Source organism: Achromobacter veterisilvae (genome assembly GCF_900496975.1).
GTDB lineage: Bacteria > Pseudomonadota > Gammaproteobacteria > Burkholderiales > Burkholderiaceae_B > Achromobacter > Achromobacter veterisilvae.
This window is the reverse complement of record NZ_UFQC01000049.1, coordinates 25055-42632: the sequence shown is the minus strand read 5'-3', so window position 1 is coordinate 42632 and position 17578 is coordinate 25055. Positions and strand designations below refer to the sequence as shown.

Here is a 17578-nt window from a genome sequence, read left to right as displayed (position 1 = left end):
CAGCCCGGCGAACTTCTTGAACAGCACCGCCTTGCCTTCCATCACCGGCTTGGAGGCCAGCGCGCCGATGTTGCCCAACCCCAGCACCGCCGTGCCGTTGGTGATCACCCCCACCAGATTGCCGCGCGCCGTGTAGCGGTACACATTGGACGGGTCGGCCACGATCTCTTCACAGGCCGCCGCCACGCCGGGGGAATACGCCAGCGCAAGGTCGCGCTGGGTGGTGAGCTGTTTGGTCGGCATGACCGAGATTTTGCCGGGGCGGCCGTGCTCGTGGTATTCAAGGGCGGCTTTGCGAAGATTGGCATCCATATGGGCGGCTACTTGCTAGAGAGTGGGACACGGAAAGGGGGGAATTCTATTCCGATGGCGGACGCCGCGATACCTCCGCGATGCGCCCCGCCCCCCTGGCCGGCATGTACTCGCCATCTTAGCGCTTGCTTACAAATTGTCGCTATTGTGCGGTGCGCAATGACGGAAACCGGCCGTCCGGATCGAACAGCGCCTTCACGCGCGAATCCAGCCTCGTCGTGGCCAGCCCCGGCGGCTCGGCCGCGGGCGCCGGCCGCGCCGCGGGGGGAACGTCGGCCAGGGTGACGCCCTGCACCCAGGCCAGCGTGCCGCCATGGCCCAGCAGCAGGTGCGCCAGGTTCACCGTGGCGGGCGCTTCGGGTTTCAGGGCGTCCAGCCGGTAGCGCCCCAGCCAGCGCTCCCCGTCCCGGGTGGCGAAGGCGTCGCCGCCCGATGCCAACTGGAACAGCGCCGGCACCAGGCGCTGCACGGTGACGGAACGCAGGGGCTGGACGTCCGCTTCGCCGAAGGGGCCCAGCGTTTCCTCCACGCCGTCCGCCAGCATCGCGTCCACCGTCAGCACGCCCGAGTCCGCGCACCGCCCGGCCGCCCAGCGGGCGGGAGCGGCCAGCCATTCGGCCAGCGTCATGGCGCCGGGCAGGCCGGCGAACTGCCGCAGGCCGGCCTGGGCCAGCGCCGCCAGCGGCACCCCCGGCTGGGCGCGCCAGCGCGGCGCGGCGCCAGACAGGCGGGCCAGGCCCGCCATCGCGGACGGATCCACCCGCAGGACGGGTCCGTGGGCGGTATCGAACGGCCCCTCGGCCCCGTCCAGCGCCAACACCACGCGATGCTCGGCGCATAGGGCCCGCGCGTGCGCCACGTCCGCGTCGCGCGCCGGGACCAGCAGGGCCCGGGGCCCCGCCCCGGCGCCCTCGCCCAGGTCGCGGACGGACCCCTGGCAGAGCAGGCCCAGGCGCTGCAGGAACGCCGCCCAGGGACTCTGGGCCGGCCGACGGCCGAGGAGGAAAGCGCGCCGGGATGGCTGCATGACTACAATTCCTTTTTCGCTACAAGACGCCTTCGAGAATCCAATGCCCCGCCTTGCCACTCGCACCAACGATTTCCTGACCTTCCAGGTAATGGAGCTTTTCAAGCAGGCGCAAGCGCTGCAGGCGGCGGGCAAGGACATTATCAGCCTGGGCATCGGCGAACCGGACTTTACCGCGCCGCCCCAGGTCGTGGAAGCGCTCGAGCGCGCCGCCCGCGCCGGATTGAGCGGCTACAGCCCGTCGGCCGGCCTGACGGCGCTGCGCGAGGCCATCGCCCGCTTCTACCACGAACAGTTCGGCGCCGACATCGATCCGTCCCGCGTCATCGTCACCGCGGGCGCCTCCGGCGCCCTGACGCTGGCCTGCGCGGCGCTGGTCAACAGCGGCGGCGAGGTGCTGATGCCCGACCCCTCCTACCCCGCCAACAGCAACTTCGTGCTGGCGGCGGGCGGCGTGCCCCGGCTGATCCCGAGCACGGCGGAAAAGCGCTTCCAACTGTCCGCCCAGGACGTGGCCCGGCACTGGACGCCCGCCACCCAGGGCGTGCTGGTGGCCTCGCCCAGCAATCCCACCGGCACCTCCATCGCCCATGGCGAACTGGCCGAACTGCTGGCGCAGGTCCGCGCCCGCGACGGCTTCGCCATCGTCGACGAAATCTACCTGGGCCTCTCCTACGAAGGCCAGCCGCGCTCGGCGCTGACCCTGGACGACGACGTCATCGTCATCAACAGCTTCTCGAAGTACTTCCACATGACGGGCTGGCGCCTGGGATGGATGATCGTTCCCCAGGACATGGTGGCCCCGGTGGAGAAGATCGCCGCCAGCCTGGCGATCTGCGCGCCGACGCTGGCCCAGCATGCCGCGCTGGCCTGCTTCACGCCCGCCGCGATGAAAACCTTCGAGCACCGCCGCGAAGCGTTCAAGCAGCGCCGCGACTACCTGCTGCCGGAATTCGAACGCCTGGGGATCCAGGTGCCGGTCAAGCCGGACGGCGCGTTCTATATCTATGCCGACATCGCCAGCCTGGGCATGGACAGCGCCGCGTTCTCGCAGCGCCTGCTGCTGGAGGCCGGCGTGGCCGCCGTGCCGGGCCTGGACTTTGGCCCGGCCCACGGCCGGCACACCATGCGCTTTTCCTACGCGACGGGGCTGGACCGGCTGGAAGAAGCCGTGGCCCGCATGGGGCGGCTGCTGCAAGGCTGAAGCCCGGGAAAGCAAAAGGCGCGCCCCGGGGCGCGCCTTTCGTCGGGGCCGCGGGGGATCAGTCGCGGGCCAGCGCGATCCCCGAGGCCAGCGCCAGGCGGCGGCGTTCCGCCTGCACCTTGGCGCCGTAGCCGTTGTCGTCCGGCCCGGTGGAACCGACGTAACAGGCCAGGCCGCCCTCCACGGAACCGCGGCGGTTGATGCAGTCGCGCAGGATCGTGGTGCCGACCCCGATATTGGTGGCGGGATCCAGCGCGGTCTTGCCGACCGCGTCGAACTTGTCCTGGTGCACGCTGGTCATCACCTGCATCAGGCCCTGCGCGCCCACGTGGCTTTCCGCCAGGGGGTTGTAGCGGGATTCGATGGCGATCACGGCCAGCACCAGCAGCGGATCCAGTTGCTTGTCGCGGCTGACCTTGTATACCGTGTTCAAGAGCGGGCCGGTCGCGTCATAGGCGACCTTGTACTTGCGCGAGATATAGTTGCGCAAGGCTTCCGCCTGGGGGCCGGTCGCCAAGGCGGCGACGGGTTTCCTGGGCGGCGGCGCGACGCGGGCGGGCCCCAGCATGCCGGTGGCGTTGCTGGCTGGAGCTTCGGGAATGGCCATAGCAATGGCCGACGACATGTCGGCACCCAGATCGGAACCCGTATCGAAATCGGTACCGGCTTGCATGGACGAAGGCGCGAGGGCGGTCAACAAGGCTTTGTGCACTTGCAATGCCTGGTCGCGCAAACCAGGCAGGGCGAATCCCATGCTTACCGTCACAATGACCGCAATGCCCAGATAGACGGAGCAGATGCGCAGGGACTCGGCAAGATATTGGTGCACTCCTTGGGCCATGCTTCTGAATAGGCTGGCCACTGACGCATCGGGCATAAAACCTCCTGCGTAAAAAAGAGGGAGTCAATGTTAACCTCTCTTTCTCCCCAAAATGTAACCAAATCGCCGGGATCTGTAGTGAAATACCGCGACCTTAGAGACTTCCTCGCCCAACTCGAACGCATGGGCGACCTCAAACGCATCGCCGTGCCGGTGTCCACCCGGCTGGAAATGACCGAGATCTCCGACCGCGTGCTGCGGGCGGAAGGCCCCGCGCTGCTGTTCGAAAACGCCCGGCACGACGGCCAGCCGGCGCAGATGCCGGTGCTGACCAACCTGTTCGGCACCCCCGCCCGCGTGGCCCGCGGCATGGGCGCCGACAACGTCAGCGCGCTGCGCGACATCGGCGAATTGCTCGCCTCGCTGCGCGAACCCGAGGCCCCCCGCGGCCTGCGCGACGCGCTGGCCAAGGTGTCGATGCTGAAGGCGGCGCTGTGGGACATGAGCCCGAAGAACGTCAAGAGCCCCGCCTGCCAGGAGATCGTCTGGGAGGGCAAGGACGTGGACCTGACGCGCCTGCCGATCCAGACCTGCTGGCCGGGCGACGTGGCGCCGCTCCTGACCTGGGGCCTGGTGATCACGCGCGGCCCCAACGCCCGCCGCCAGAACCTGGGCATCTACCGCCAACAACTGCTGGGACCCAACAAGCTGATCATGCGCTGGCTGTCGCACCGCGGCGGCGCGCTGGATTTCCGCGACCACGCGCTGGCCCATCCCGGCACGCCCTTCCCCGTCGCCGTCGCCCTGGGCGCGGACCCGGCCACCACGCTGGGCGCGGTCACGCCCGTGCCGGACAGCCTGTCCGAATACCAGTTCGCCGGCCTGCTGCGCGGTTCGCGCACCGAGGTCGCGCAGGCGCTGGGCAGCAACCTGTCCGTGCCCGCCTGGGCCGAAATCGTGCTGGAAGGCCACCTGCTGCCGTCCTCTGACCCGCGCGCCGTCGCGCCCGTCGTGCCCGAGGGCGTCAACCCGCCGCCCGACTCCGGCTACGAGATGGCGCTGGAAGGCCCCTACGGCGACCATACCGGCTACTACAACGAACAGGACTGGTTCCCCGTCTTTACGGTGGAGCGGATCACGATGCGGCGCAATCCCATCTACCACTCCACCTACACGGGCAAGCCGCCCGACGAACCGGCCGTGCTCGGCGTGGCGTTGAACGAGGTCTTCGTTCCCCTGCTGCGCCGCCAGCTACCCGAGATCGTGGACTTCTACCTGCCGCCCGAAGGCTGCAGCTACCGCCTGGCCGTCGTGTCCATCCGCAAGCAGTACGCCGGACACGCCAAGCGCGTCATGTTCGGCCTGTGGAGCATCCTGCGGCAGTTCATGTACACCAAGTTCATCGTGGTGGTGGACGAGGACATCGACCCGCGCGACTGGAAGGAAGTGGTGTGGGCGATGACCACCCGCATGGACCCGGTGCGCGACACCCTGCTGGTGGAGAACACCCCCATCGACTACCTGGACTTCGCCTCGCCGGTGTCCGGCCTGGGCGGCAAGATGGGCATGGACGCCACCAACAAATGGCCGGGCGAAACGAACCGCGAATGGGGCACCCCCATCGCGATGGACGCCGACGTCAAGCAGCGCGTGGACGCGCTGTGGGGGCAACTGGGCCTGTAGCGGCACGGGCGAACAGCCGGTGCGGCACCCGGGAAAGCCTGCCGCGGGCCGGGCCGGCACCCCGAGGGTGCCGGACACCTCGGCTTTTCAGCGGTCGCCGGCGTCCGGGGCGCTGTCCTGGCGGGCGCCCTGCCAGACCTTGAACAACTGCCAGCCGACGAACGCGCCGCCGGCGATCTTCAAGAGCTTGGACCGTTTGCCGCCGCGCATGAGCATGGCGGACAGGGACGAGCTGACGATGGGGTAGCGCCGCGCCAGGCTGATCGCCTGCAAGGCCCAGCGGGATGCGTTGCCCGACGCGAAGCCGGGCAGCAGGCCCTTGATGAGCGATGCCGGCTCCAGCCTGCGTCCCGCGGACGCGATGCCTTGCGCCAGCGATTCGCGCTCGATGGCGGCGCGGGCGCGCAGCAGTTCGATGCGCACGGCCCGGTCGACGGTGGGAGACCTTTTCGCCATGCTTCAGCCCTCCTCGCGCCGGCGCGCCGGCACCTCGTCTTCGCTTTGCGCGTCGCGGACCCGGTCCAGCAGTTCCGCGTCGCGCGCCAGTTCCTCGAGGGTGGCGGAAAACGGCGGCGCGCCGTAGACCAGGCCATGCCGGACCACCAGCAGCAATGCCACGCCGACGATGCCGTAGAAGGCCGCCAGCAGGCTCAGCGCCAGATAGCGGTCTTCGGTGGGCCAGAAGGCCACCGCCACGGTGATGGTGAAGACCAGCACGGCCAGCGTCAGGAAGAGCAAGGCGGCAAACGCCATGCCCAGGAGTTTGAGCAAGCGCGCCTTTTCATCCGCGGCTTCGAGGGCCAGGAGTTCCAGGCGCGTGCGCAGCAGCCCGACCAGGCTGGACGCGACGCCGAATACAGATTTGCGTAGACCCATGGCGCAATGGACGCCGGGCGGAAGACGGCTTGCGTCGTCCGCCCGCCTGTCCTGCCCAGTCAGCGGCGGCTGATCAGCAAGCCGAGCAGCAGGCCGGTCACGCCTGCAATACCGATGGCTTGCCAGGGATTGTCATGCACGTAGTCGTCGGTCGCGCGGGCGGCCTTGCGGCCGCGCTCCAGCACGGCATCCTGCGCTTCGTACAGGGCCTCGCGCGTGCGCTTCAGGGAAGTCAGGGCGCGGTCGCGCAGTTCGTTGGCCTTGTCGCCGGTGCTGCTGGCGGCTTCGCGCAGCAGGCTTTCGGCGTCGTTCAGGCTGGTCTTGACACTGTCGATGAGTTTTTCTTTTGCGACGTCTTCGGATTTTCTCGTGGCCATTTCTTGAGCTCCTGTTGTGTGTCCATGACGGAATCATCATACCAGCCGCCATTCTCGCGGCGCGGCGCGCTTGCTACCGGGTGCTACTTGATTTGCGTAATCTCAACGGCGGACTTGACGCCGCCCTGGTCGATGTCCTGCTTCATCACCAGATTGACCCCCGGACAGTACCAGTCGGTCACGGTGGTGTTCATGCCGGGAATGGGAAGGGTCAGGCCCTGGAACGTGGCCATGGTGGGATCGGAATTGCGCGTGTAGGTGATCGGATGGCAGGACTGCTTGCCCAGGGCGGTGTCCAGCGAGGCCTTCTGCCCCACCGTCTTTTCGCCGATGCGCACCGTCGTGCTCGGCTGTCCGCCCACCGGCGCCTCTTTGCCGATCTTCAGGCGGAACGACGAACCGGGCAGTTTCTGCCCGCTATTGAGTTTGCCGTCGTAGGCGAAGAGGCCCAGCATGCGCAGGTCGAACTGGCCCTCGGACGGCTGCGGCGCCTCGCCCGCGCTGGCGTAGCGCAGGAAGGAGGCCTGGCCGCTCTTGACGGTCATCAGGTAATCGAGTTTGGACTTGCCCGGCGGAAGGCCCGCGTAGCTGAACTTGGCGACGCCCTGGACGCGCGCGCGGCAATTGTCACCATTCGTCTTGGTCACCTCGGCGAAGGTCAGGTCCGCGCCCAGCGCCAGGTTGCCGGAGCCGGTCAGTTGCACCGCGCCGCCGTCGTGCATGAACTGGGCGTCGCACACGCCGGCCTGCGCCGCCGAGGCCGCGCCCAGCGCGCCCGCCGCCAAAACAAAAGATGCCATTTTTCGCATCGTCACTAGCCACTCCATGAATCCAGAAAAAACCGCCCGCTCCTGGCGGACGGCGGATGGTGGCTTGATACTACACCGGTTGGCGCCCCCGGCGTATGTCGGAACGTGTCGGCCGCGGCCCTGCCGGCGGACCCGCAAGACAGGGCCGGTTTAATAATTTCTGGATATATGGAATAAAGAAATCAAAAGTTGTGGGGATGAAAGCCCGTCCCTATGATCGAACGACACTTTGCCGGGTACGCCCGAGGCTGGCACTCAATGAAGCTTTTCCCGATTTTTGCCGATCTGAAAGACCGGCTCGTCCTGGTGGTGGGCGGCGGCGCGGTCGCCGAGCGCAAGACGCTGGCACTGCTGGAAGCCTCCGCCGACGTGGTCGTGGGCGCGCCGGAACTCACGCCGGCCCTGGCCGCCCTGGCCGCCGAAGGCCGCATCCGCCACCGCCCGGGCCGGTTCGATCCCGCCTGGCTGGACGAGGCCTGGCTGGCCGTGGCGGCCACCGACGACCGCGGCACCAACGCCGCGGTGTCCGAGGCCGCCCGCGCCCGTCGCATTTTCAGCAACGTGGTGGACGATCCCGAACTCTCGTCCTTCCAGGTGCCGTCCATCGTCGACCGCTCGCCGGTCATCGTCGCCATTTCGTCCTCGGGCGTCGCCCCCGTGCTGGCGCGGCGCGTCCGGGAGCGCATCGAATCCCTGTTCGACCACACCCTGGGCCAGTTGGCGGGGCTGGCCGCCCGCTATCGCAAGCCCATCCGGGCCAGCCACCCCGACCTGGGCGCGCGCCGCCGCTTCTACGACTGGCTGCTGGACGGGCCGGTGGCCGGTTTCCTGCGCCAGCAGCGGCCGGCCCAGGCCGAAGCGGCGCTGGCCGCCGCCCTGGCGGATCCGCTCGCGCCGGCCGCGGGAAGCGTGGTGCTGGTGGGCGCGGGCCCCGGCGACCCCGGGCTGCTGACGCTGAAGGCATTGCGCGCGCTGAACGAGGCCGACGTCATCCTGCATGACCGCCTGGTGAGCGACGAGGTCATGTCGCTGGCGCGCCGCGACGCCGAGCGCGTGCCGGTCGGCAAGCTGCCCGGCGAAAACCACCACGCCACCCAGGCGCGCATCCACGCGCTGCTGGTGGAGCACGCGCGCGCCGGCCGCCGAGTGGTGCGGCTAAAAGGCGGCGACGCCTTCATTTTCGGCCGGGGCGGCGAAGAACTGGAATACCTGCGCGAGCACGGCGTGCGCTATGAGGTGATCCCCGGCATTACCGCCGCGCTGGCCTGTGCGGCCTACGCCGGCGTCCCGCTGACGCACCGGGAACACGCCCAGTCCGTGCGCCTGATCACCGCGCACTGCCGCGAGGACGAAGACAATCTGGACTGGCCCGCCCTGGCGCGCGAAAAACAGACCCTGGCGTTCTATATGGGCGTGGGGCAGCTAGACCTGCTGACCCAGCGCCTGCTGCGCCACGGCCGCTCGCCGGGCACGCCTTTCGCGCTGGTCGAAAACGGCAGCCGGCCCGAACAGCGCGTGCTGTCCGGCACGCTGGAACGACTGCCGGCCCTGGCCGCCGGGCACGCCATCCGCTCCCCCGCCCTGCTGATCGTGGGCGAGGTCGCCGGGCTGGCGCCGCAACTGCGGTGGTTCGGCCAGCACATCGACGGGCTGGCGGAAAAAGTGGCGGCTTGACCGGCCGGGCCGGCGTTACTCGGTCTTCTGCGTCGTGCCGAAGATGCGGTCGCCGGCGTCGCCCAGGCCGGGCATGATGTAGCCGTGTTCGTTCAGGCCGTCGTCGATGGACGCGGTATAGATATGCACGTCCGGATGCTTGGCCAGCACGGCGTCGATGCCGACCGGGGCGGCCACCAGCACCAGCGCCCGGACTTCCTTGCAGCCGGCCCGCTTGAGCAGGTCGATCGCGGCCACCATCGAACCGCCGGTGGCCAGCATGGGGTCGACGATCAGCGCCAGGCGCTGGTCCAGTTCGCCCACCAGGCGCTCCAGGTAGGTGTGCGCCTCCAGCGTCTCTTCGTTGCGGGCCACGCCCACCACGCTGACCTTGGCGCCGGGAATCAGGCTGAGCACGCCGTCCAGCATGCCGATGCCCGCGCGCAGGATCGGCACCACGGTGACTTTCTTGCCGGCGATCTTCTCGACCTCCACGGGGCCGCACCAGCCTTCGACGGTGGCGGGCGCCAGCGGCAGGTCCTTGGACGCCTCATAGGTAAGCAGCGCGCCGACTTCCTGCGACAGTTCGCGGAAGCTCTTGGTGCTGAGGTCGGCGCGGCGCATGATCCCGAGCTTGTGGCGGATCAGCGGATGGCGGATTTCGTGCACGGGCATGTGCGTAACACTCCAGAATAGTGATGGACAGGGTTTTCGCCTCTGGCGGAACCGCAACGGCGCGGCGCATCCGCGCCGCCCGCCGTCGAGCCGTACCTGAGGATCGTAAACGGGTTTAAAGGGGAATGGGCGTTTCTTCTATTGTTCGGCGAGCCAGGCGATGAGCGCGTCGTCGAAGGCCCGGACGGCGCCGGCCTGTTCGTGGTTCACGATGCTGACCACCACGTAGCGCTTGCCGCTGGCGCCCAGCACGTATCCGGCGATCGAGCGCACGTCGCGCAGCGATCCGGTCTTCAGGTGGGCCATGCCCACGGTGCCGTTGCCCTTGAGGCGGCGGCGCACCGTGCCGTCCACCCCGGCGATCGCGAAGGACGAAATGTACTCCGGCATGACCGGAGAATTCCAGGCCAGGGTCAGCATCGAAGCCAGACTGTCGGCGGAGACCCGGGCGTCGCGCGACAGGCCGGCGCCGTTGTCGATGACCAGCTCGGGCATGTCCAGGCCTTGCTTGGCCAGCAGATCCTTGGCGACGGCCTCGCTGCTGGAAACCGTGGCCGGCCGCCGGCCGCGTTCGGCGCCCAGGGTCAAGAGCAGGGTCCGGGCCATGACGTTGTTGCTGCGCTTGTTGATCTGGCGGATCGCCTCGGCCAGGGTGGGCGAGTCGTGGGAAGCCAGCGCCACCGCGTCGGGCGGCACCATGCCGGACCGGACCTGCCCCTTGAACGTGCCGCCCAGTTCCTTCCAGAGCATGCGGAACACTTCGGTGGCGTAGTCGGGCTGCGACAGCGCCAGGCGGTACAGGCTGAACTCGCCGCAGGATCCGGCCACCTTGCCGTTCACGCGGATGGTCACGCCCTGCTGGGTGATCACGGGGTCGGTCGTCACCACCGGCGGGCCGGGGCAACGGACGTCGCTCCATTCGACCTGGCCTTCGATCTTCAGGCCCGGCAGCGGCGGATCGATCAGCGGCACCCATTTATTGGCGACGGGATCCGGCGTGAACAGCAGGCGAAGGGCGCCGAAACCCACCATCAGGGCGTCCGGGCTGGCGTTGTACGCGCGGTCCGGCGCGCCGTCGAAGGCGCCGGGGTCGGTCGCCACCTGGCCGAAGATACTGCGGTCGATGATCAGGTCGTTGATCTGCTTGACGCCCTTCAGGCGCAGTTCGCGCAGCAGCGCCCAGAGGTCCTGCAACAGGAACTGGGGGTCGCCGCCGGCCCTCAGGTACAGCGGGCCGGCCAGCACGCCCCTGGCGTCGGGCCGAGCGCCCGGCGCCGTCATGAATTCGGTGCGCCAGACGTAATTGGGCCCCAGCTCGGAAAGCGCGGCCCAGGTCGTCACCAGCTTCATGACCGAGGCGGGGTTGCGGGATTCCTTGGCGTTCAGCGCCGCCAGGCGCGGCCCGCCCACTTCCTGCACCACGAGGGACAAGGCGCTGTCGGGCAGTTTGGTGGCCTTCCAGGCGTTCACCACGCCGGGCGGCAGGCCGGGCACCTGGGCGCAGGCGGCCCCCGCGGCCAGGGCCAGCAGCCCGCCCGCCAGCCACCGCTTCAGCCCGCCCCTACGCTTGTTCGCTTGTCCCGTCATGCCACGCCCACCCGGTTGCTCGTCCAACAAAACCGAGAGCATACAAAACCTGGAACATTTGCGGGCGCGGCGCGGGGGCCTGCCCCACCGCCGTGCCGCCCCGCCAGGAGGTTCAGCCCCTACTTATTGTTGAAGTTTCCATTTGCCGGACGCCACGGTCGCCATCACCAGCGCGCGTTCGTCCAGCCCGTTGTGGTCGGTGGGGCTCATCGTGACCACGCCGGTCGCCGTGGGCAGGTTCTTGACGCTTTCCAGCGCGTCGCGCAGCGCCGCCCTGAATTCGGGCGTCCCGGGCTTGGCCTTCTTCAGCGCGGCCGGAATCGCCTGCTGCAACAGCAGCCCGACGTCCCAGGTATAGGCCGCGAACAGGGACACGCTGCCGGGACCGTTGGCGGCCTCGTACTTCTTGGCGAAGGCCTGGGCCGTGGCCTTGACGGGGTTGTCGTCGGGCAGCAGGTCCGCCACCATCACCGGCCCCACCGGCACCCAGGCGCCGTCGCAGGCGGCGCCGCAGACGCGCAGGAAGTCGTTGTTGGCCACGCCGTGGTTGAAGTAGATCCTGCCCTGGTAGCCGCGCTCGCGCAGCGCCCGGGCCGGCATGGCGGCGGGCGTGCCCGAGGCCCCGACCACCACCGCGTCCGGCGACGCGCCCACGAGTTTCAGGGTCTGGGCCACGGCCGAGGTATCCGTGGGCGCGAAGCTCTCCTTGCCCACCACCTCGATGCCGTGCTTCTTGGCCGCCTTCTCGATTTCCACCCAGAAAGTTTCGCCCAGCGCGTTGTTGAAGCCGATGAAGGCCAGTTTCTTCACGCCGTTGGCCGCCGCGTGGCGCGCGATGCCCTCGGCCATCAGCGAATCGGAGTGCGGGGTCTTGAAGACCCAGCGCCGCTTGTCGTCCACCGGATCGATCAGCCGGGCCGACGAGGCCAGCGTGATCACCGGCGTGGCGCCCGTGGCCACCGTATCCAGCATGGCCATGGTGTTGGGCGTGGTGGTGGACCCGACGATCAGGTCCACCTGGTTCTCCGAGATCAGCTTGTGGGAATTGCTGACGGCCCGGGTGGTGTCGGACGCGTCGTCCAGCACCACGTATTCGACCTTGACGCCCCCGATCTCGGTGGGCAGCAGGCTGATGGTGTTGCGTTCGGGAATGCCCAGGGACGCCTGGGGGCCGGTCGTGGACAGGGTGGCGCCTATCTTCACTTGGGCCAGCGCGGGCGAGGCGCCCGCGGCCAGCAAAGCCGCCAGCGCGGCGGCGGTCAGGGTGCGGCGAGGGGTCATGCGCGGTCTCCTTTGGTGGGCGGATATCGTTATGCGTTGCGCCGATCCGCCACGGCGTGGAACTCCGGTACTCAGTTATTTATACGGCGGGAACGCCTCCGCGGGCCACGCCCGACAGCGGCACCGCCTGCTCCATCAGGCGCCGCATGGAATCCAGCACCAGGTCCTGCGGCATGAGCCCGAAGTTGTGCAGGCTCATGACGTGGTCCAGGCCCATGGCGGCCAGCCGCTCCAGCTTGCCGGCCACCGTGCGGGGCGATCCGAACAGCGACAGGCCGCTGGCGATGATGTCGTCGTACACCTGCTTGCGGGCGTACAGGCGGGTGTCCACGTACAGGTCGAAGGCATGCGCCGCGCGCTCGCGGGCTGCTTCGTCGGTGGGGGCCACGTGCGTGTGCAGGGCCACCGCGGCCATGCCGGCGGCGTCCTCGATGCCCGCCTCGGCCAGCCCGCGGCGGTAGTCCTGCATCATCTGCCCGATTTCCTCGAAATCGTCCACCGCCGCATAGGGCACGAACAGCATGCGGCGGCCCTGGCGGCCGACGTGGTAGGCGGCCTCGCGGCGCAGGATGGCGACGTACAGGGGCACCGGATCCTGCACCGGCTGCACGTTCAGGCGCACTCCGCGGATCGTGTTGAACCTGCCCTCGTGCGTGACCCGTTCGCCTCGCAGCAGGCGTTCGACCAGCATCAGGTTTTCATCGAAGCGCTCGCGCTTGGCGGCGGGATCCACGCCATAGCCGTCGAATTCGTGCTTCAGGTAGCCGGACCCGACGCCCAGCGCCAGCCTGCCTTGTGAAAGCTGGTCCACCAGGGCATAGTTTTCCGCCACCGTCAGGGGATTGTGGAAAGTCAGGATGGAGATGGCGGTGCCCAGCCGCAGCCGGCTCGTCTGCTGCGACAGCGCCGCCAGGAAGACCGCCGGATTGGGCACCGCGCCGTATTCGTGGAAATGGTGCTCGGCCACCCAGAAGGTGTCGTAGCCCAGTTGCTCGGCCCGGCGCGCCTGCTCCAGCACTTGGCTGTAAAGCTGACCCAGCGTGCGCGGCTGGGACGGGTAGTGGTCCTGGACCGAGAAGATGGACATCTTCATGGCTTGTCTCCGGATTTGTCCGCGGCCCGCGGCTGATGTATTTTTTAGTGATACACGTATTCTAATAAGAGACGAATCGATGTCAACAAACAGCAGCACCGGAATCCAGTCCGCCGAAATCGCCCTGGACGTGCTGACGCGGCTGGCCGAGCTGGGCGGCGCCCTGTCCGTGTCCGAACTGGGGCGCAGCCTGGACATGCCGCGCGCCAAGGTGCACCGCTATCTGGTGTCGCTGGAGCGGCGCGGCTATGTCGAGCAGGATGCCGCCAGCGCCCGCTACCGGCTGGGCCCGCAGGCGCTCCACACCGGGCTGGCGGCCCTGGCCGACGTGGATTTCGTGAAGCTGGCGGCGGGCTGCCTGGACGGCCTGAGCGCCGCCATCGGCCAGACGGTGTTCATCTCGGTCTGGGGCCAGCACGGCCCCACCATCGTGCAGTGGCGCGACGCGCGGCTGCCGGTGACCGTCAACGTGCGGGTGGGTTCGGTGCTGCCGCTGCTCAACAGCGCCACCGGCCGGGTCTACGCCGCCTGGCTGCCCGAGGCCGTGGCCCTGCCGCGGGCGCTGTCCGAATGGGGCGCGCTGCTGGGCCAGGACCCCGACGCGGCCCGGCGCCAGGACGCGGCGCGCGCGCTGGACGTGGCCGAACCGCCCGGCGACCCGGCCGCCGCGCTGCGCCGGCAATGGCAGGCCACCCGCCAGCGCGGCTACGCCAGCGTCAGCGGCCATCTGCTGCACGGCATCGATTCGGCCGCGGTGCCCGTGCTGGACGCCCAGGGCCAGTTGGCGGGCGCCATCACCGGCCTGGGGCTGCACGGGGGTTTCGACCTGGCGCCCGAGGGCGAACCGGTGCGGTCGCTGATCGCGGCGGCGGCCGGCTGCTCCCGCCGCCTGGGGTGGAATCCAGCGGCTTGAACGGAAGGCGGCGGGCCGGCCGTTCTACAATAATGGGTTGTCCCGGGTCCGCCCGGCTCGCCTGTGCCTTCTTTTGCCGCCCTTTTCCGGACGGATATCCGCGTGACCCCATCCCTCACCGTTGCCGATTTCAACTACGACCTGCCGCCCGAGCTCATCGCCCAGGCGCCCGCCGCCGAACGCACGGGCAGCCGCCTGCTGCACCTGGACCGGGCCGGCCAACTGCATGACCGGCAGTTCGCCGACCTGGCCGCGCTGCTGCGTCCGCACGACCTGCTGGTCTTCAACGACACCCGCGTCATCAAGGCGCGCCTGAACGGCCACAAGATCACCGGCGGCAAGGTCGAGGTGCTGGTCGAACGCATCACCGAACCCGACCGCGTCCTGGCCCACGTGCGCGCCAGCAAGTCGCCCGGTCCAGGCATGGTGCTGCGCCTGGCCGACGCGTTCGAGGCCACGGTGCTGGGCCGCGAAGGCGAACTCTTCGACATCCGCTTTCCCGGCCCGGTGCTGGATCTGCTGGACGCCCATGGCGCGACGCCGCTGCCGCCCTACATCACGCACCAGGCCGACGCCGGCGACGATGAGCGCTACCAGACGGTCTACGCCCGCGAGCCCGGCGCCGTGGCGGCCCCCACCGCGGGCCTGCACTTCGACCAGCCCACCCTGGACCGCCTGGACGCGCTCGGCGTGGCGCGCGCCTTCGTCACGCTGCACGTGGGCGCGGGCACCTTCCAGCCCGTGCGCGTGGACAACCTGGCCGACCACGTCATGCACGCCGAATGGTTCACCGTGCCCCAGGCCGCGGTGGACGCGATCGCCGCCGCCCGCGGCCGCGGCGGCCGGGTCGTCGCCGTCGGCACGACCAGCGTGCGCGCCCTGGAATCCGCCGCCGCCCAGACCGAAGGGCTCGCCGCCCCCGGCCTGCCGCTGGCGGCCGCCCAGGGCGACACCCGCTTGTTCATCACCCCCGGCTACCGCTACCGCGTCATCGACGCCCTGGTAACCAACTTCCACCTGCCCCAGTCGACCCTGCTGATGCTGGTGTCGGCGCTGGCCGGCGTCGAACCGATACGCCGCGCCTACGCCCACGCCGTCGCCGAGCGCTACCGCTTCTTCAGCTATGGCGACGCCATGTTTATCGAGTCCCCCGCCCCATGACCGGACTGAACTTCGAACTGCTCGCCACCGACGGCGGCGCCCGCCGCGGCCGCATCACGCTGAACCACGGCGTGGTCGAGACGCCCATCTTCATGCCCGTGGGCACCTACGGCAGCGTGAAGGCCATGCTGCCGCACGAACTGAAGGAAATCGGCTCGCAGATCGTGCTGGGCAACACCTTCCACCTGTGGCTGCGCCCGGGCACTGAAATCATGGAAAAGCATGGCGGCCTGCACGGCTTCATGCAATGGGACAAGCCCATCCTGACCGACTCCGGCGGCTTCCAGGTGTTCAGCCTGCAAGGCATGCGCAAGATCACCGAGGAAGGCGTGAAGTTCGCCTCCCCGATCGACGGCGCGCGCCTGTTCCTGACGCCGGAAGAATCCATGCGCATCCAGCGTTCGCTGAATTCCGACATCGTCATGGTGTTCGACGAATGCACGCCCTATGAAATCGACGGGCGGCCCGCCACCGTCGAGGAAGCCGCCCGCTCGATGCGCATGTCGCTGCGCTGGGCGCGCCGCTCGCGCGAGGAATTCGACCGCCTGGGCAACCCGAACGCCCTCTTCGGCATCGTCCAGGGCGGCATGTACGAATCGCTGCGCGACGAATCCCTGGCCGGGCTGCAGGACATCGGCTTCCACGGCTACGCCATCGGCGGCCTGTCGGTCGGCGAACCCAAGGAAGACATGATGCGCATCCTGGCGCACGTGACGCCCAAGCTCCCGGCCCAGGCCCCCCGCTACCTGATGGGCGTGGGCACGCCGGAAGACCTGGTCGAGGGCGTCGCCCGCGGCGTGGACATGTTCGACTGCGTCATGCCGACCCGCAACGCCCGCAACGGCTGGCTGTTCACCCGGTTTGGCGACGTGAAGATCCGCAACGCCAAGTACCGCGACGACACCCGCCCGCTGGACCCGGGCTGCGGCTGCCACACCTGCGCGAATTTCTCGCGGGCGTACCTGCACCATTTGCAGCGCGCCAACGAAATCACCGGCGCGCGCCTGAACACCCTGCACAACCTGCATTTCTACCTGACCATCATGAAGGAAATGCGGGAAGCCATCGCCGAAGGCCGCTTCGACGCCTGGCGCGCGCAGTTCGCGGCCGACCGCAAGCGAGGGGTGGATTAGGCTGGCTCCGCGCTAACGGGGCGGACCGATCTCGAAACGCCGCAGTTCCTCTTCCATGGCCCGCGCCAATTCCGCCCCACGGCTGCGCGGCATACGATGGGCCGGGGCCACTATCCCCAGGGCCGCGGTGCCGATGGTGCCCACCGCGAACGCCAGTCCTACTCCCCCGGCGCCCTGGCCGCTCACCTGCGCATAGCCCTGCGCGCGCGCCTGCCGGATCCAGCGCAGGAGCTTCGGCAAGGAAAGGCCGCGCGCCTCGTACTGGCGCTGGTGCCGTGCGAAGTGACCGCCGATCCGCTCGTCGTCCCACTGCGCCAGCAACGCGAAACTGGGAATTCCCAGCCCCAGCAAGCGGGTGCCGCCCACATGGTCCGCGTAGGATCGTATCGGGCGCGGCCCCTCCTCCAGATGCAGGCAATGGCTGTAGTCGCCGCAGCGCGCCACCAGGAATACATGCTCGTCCGAGCGGCGCGCCAGCGCCTTCATGAGGGGCACGCAGACTTGCGTCAGCGGCGACTGGGCGAGCGCCGCCAGCCCCAGTCCCATCGCCTCCAATCCCAACCGGTAAGTCCCGCTGGCCAGATCGCGGTGGGCGAATCCCTCGGACACCAGCGTCGCGAGCATCCGGTACGCGGTCGTGCGGTCCAACCCGGATTGCGCCACCAGTTCGCGCAATTCCACGCCGGATTCCCGCTCCACGCCCAATAGGCGCAACAGGCCCAGCGCCCGGCCGATGCTCTGCCCTCCGCGCACGGGCCGTCGCGCGGAAACAGGCGAAGAAGGTCGTGGCACAGCGACGCGCAGCGGCATGGTCGGCACTCCTCGATCAACCGGGAAGGCCCGGTCGTAGTCCGATTGGCGGAAGGTTTGTGTACATGGTGCACAGCCGGGCAGATAGTCGTTGCGACGGAAGTGTCCCTGGCCTGGAATGTGCCTGCAACCGCCAGCGGCCGCAAGAACCCATGACAACATTC

The 17578-nt window shown here is 69.0% G+C and carries 17 protein-coding genes and 1 pseudogene; 6 read left to right on the top strand and 12 right to left on the bottom strand.

Translation table 11 applies throughout. The features are described from left to right. Positions 1–312, bottom strand: a pseudogene (locus AVE30378_RS28830) (NADP-dependent malic enzyme); the annotation flags it as partial. Positions 313–454: 142 nt separating this feature from the next. Next, positions 455–1339 carry an FAD-binding protein gene (locus AVE30378_RS28825; protein ID WP_129246093.1) on the bottom strand — a complete coding sequence of 295 codons (885 nt, stop codon included), beginning with the start codon at positions 1337–1339 and terminating at the stop codon, positions 455–457. Positions 1340–1382: 43 nt separating this feature from the next. Between AVE30378_RS28825 and AVE30378_RS28820 the strand changes: the two genes are divergently transcribed. After that, complete coding sequence (locus AVE30378_RS28820) at positions 1383–2543, top strand: pyridoxal phosphate-dependent aminotransferase (protein WP_129246091.1); 1161 nt, start codon at positions 1383–1385, stop codon at positions 2541–2543. Between the two features lie 58 nt (positions 2544–2601). Here AVE30378_RS28820 and AVE30378_RS28815 read toward each other — a convergent pair whose 3' ends face one another. Beyond that, entirely contained in the window at positions 2602–3420 is an 819-nt protein-coding gene (locus tag AVE30378_RS28815; RefSeq protein ID WP_129246089.1) for a lytic transglycosylase domain-containing protein, read from the bottom strand. Between the two features lie 81 nt (positions 3421–3501). On the opposite strand from AVE30378_RS28815, the gene ubiD reads away from it, so the two are divergent. Further along, the gene (ubiD, locus tag AVE30378_RS28810) at positions 3502–5046 is read left to right on the top strand and encodes a 4-hydroxy-3-polyprenylbenzoate decarboxylase (RefSeq protein WP_129246087.1); all 1545 of its coding nucleotides are present in this window, start codon (positions 3502–3504) and stop codon (positions 5044–5046) included. 87 nt (positions 5047–5133) lie between these two features. Here ubiD and AVE30378_RS28805 read toward each other — a convergent pair whose 3' ends face one another. From AVE30378_RS28805 to AVE30378_RS28790, 4 genes are all read right to left on the bottom strand, one after another. Then, entirely contained in the window at positions 5134–5502 is a 369-nt protein-coding gene (locus AVE30378_RS28805; protein ID WP_129246085.1) for a hypothetical protein, read from the bottom strand. 3 nt (positions 5503–5505) lie between these two features. Further along, the gene (locus AVE30378_RS28800) at positions 5506–5922 is read right to left on the bottom strand and encodes a phage holin family protein (RefSeq protein ID WP_129246083.1); all 417 of its coding nucleotides are present in this window, start codon (positions 5920–5922) and stop codon (positions 5506–5508) included. 59 nt (positions 5923–5981) lie between these two features. Beyond that, positions 5982–6299: an ElaB/YgaM/YqjD family protein gene (locus AVE30378_RS28795; RefSeq protein WP_088148496.1), complete on the bottom strand. Its 318-nt coding sequence runs from the start codon at positions 6297–6299 to the stop codon at positions 5982–5984. A gap of 83 nt (positions 6300–6382) precedes the next feature. Next, the gene (locus tag AVE30378_RS28790) at positions 6383–7108 is read right to left on the bottom strand and encodes a hypothetical protein (RefSeq protein ID WP_425265802.1); all 726 of its coding nucleotides are present in this window, start codon (positions 7106–7108) and stop codon (positions 6383–6385) included. Positions 7109–7366: 258 nt separating this feature from the next. Between AVE30378_RS28790 and cysG the strand changes: the two genes are divergently transcribed. Beyond that, the gene (gene cysG, locus AVE30378_RS28785) at positions 7367–8782 is read left to right on the top strand and encodes a siroheme synthase CysG (RefSeq protein WP_129246079.1); all 1416 of its coding nucleotides are present in this window, start codon (positions 7367–7369) and stop codon (positions 8780–8782) included. Positions 8783–8797: 15 nt separating this feature from the next. Here the strand turns inward: cysG and upp are convergent, their stop codons facing one another. From upp to AVE30378_RS28765, 4 genes are all read right to left on the bottom strand, one after another. Next, positions 8798–9436 carry a uracil phosphoribosyltransferase gene (gene upp, locus AVE30378_RS28780; RefSeq protein WP_129246077.1) on the bottom strand — a complete coding sequence of 213 codons (639 nt, stop codon included), beginning with the start codon at positions 9434–9436 and terminating at the stop codon, positions 8798–8800. A 138-nt stretch (positions 9437–9574) separates the two neighbouring features. Further along, positions 9575–11023 carry a D-alanyl-D-alanine carboxypeptidase/D-alanyl-D-alanine endopeptidase gene (gene dacB / locus AVE30378_RS28775; RefSeq protein ID WP_129246075.1) on the bottom strand — a complete coding sequence of 483 codons (1449 nt, stop codon included), beginning with the start codon at positions 11021–11023 and terminating at the stop codon, positions 9575–9577. Positions 11024–11146: 123 nt separating this feature from the next. Next, entirely contained in the window at positions 11147–12304 is a 1158-nt protein-coding gene (locus AVE30378_RS28770; protein ID WP_129246073.1) for an ABC transporter substrate-binding protein, read from the bottom strand. Between the two features lie 79 nt (positions 12305–12383). Beyond that, positions 12384–13397, bottom strand: coding sequence for an LLM class flavin-dependent oxidoreductase (locus AVE30378_RS28765; protein ID WP_129246071.1), 1014 nt, complete (start codon positions 13395–13397; stop codon positions 12384–12386). A gap of 79 nt (positions 13398–13476) precedes the next feature. Here AVE30378_RS28765 and AVE30378_RS28760 point away from each other — a divergent pair, with 79 nt between their 5' ends. The 3 genes from AVE30378_RS28760 to tgt all read left to right on the top strand — a co-directional run bounded on the left by AVE30378_RS28760 (position 13477) and on the right by tgt (position 16604). Beyond that, positions 13477–14310: an IclR family transcriptional regulator gene (locus AVE30378_RS28760; RefSeq protein ID WP_129246069.1), complete on the top strand. Its 834-nt coding sequence runs from the start codon at positions 13477–13479 to the stop codon at positions 14308–14310. A 102-nt stretch (positions 14311–14412) separates the two neighbouring features. Beyond that, positions 14413–15471, top strand: coding sequence for a tRNA preQ1(34) S-adenosylmethionine ribosyltransferase-isomerase QueA (queA, locus tag AVE30378_RS28755; RefSeq protein WP_129246067.1), 1059 nt, complete (start codon positions 14413–14415; stop codon positions 15469–15471). Further along, positions 15468–16604: a tRNA guanosine(34) transglycosylase Tgt gene (tgt, locus tag AVE30378_RS28750; RefSeq protein WP_129246065.1), complete on the top strand. Its 1137-nt coding sequence runs from the start codon at positions 15468–15470 to the stop codon at positions 16602–16604. The genes queA and tgt overlap by 4 nt, the downstream gene beginning before the upstream one ends. A 12-nt stretch (positions 16605–16616) precedes the next feature. Here tgt and AVE30378_RS28745 read toward each other — a convergent pair whose 3' ends face one another. Continuing rightward, the gene (locus tag AVE30378_RS28745) at positions 16617–17357 is read right to left on the bottom strand and encodes an IclR family transcriptional regulator (protein ID WP_244235175.1); all 741 of its coding nucleotides are present in this window, start codon (positions 17355–17357) and stop codon (positions 16617–16619) included. Positions 17358–17578 lie beyond the last annotated feature (221 nt).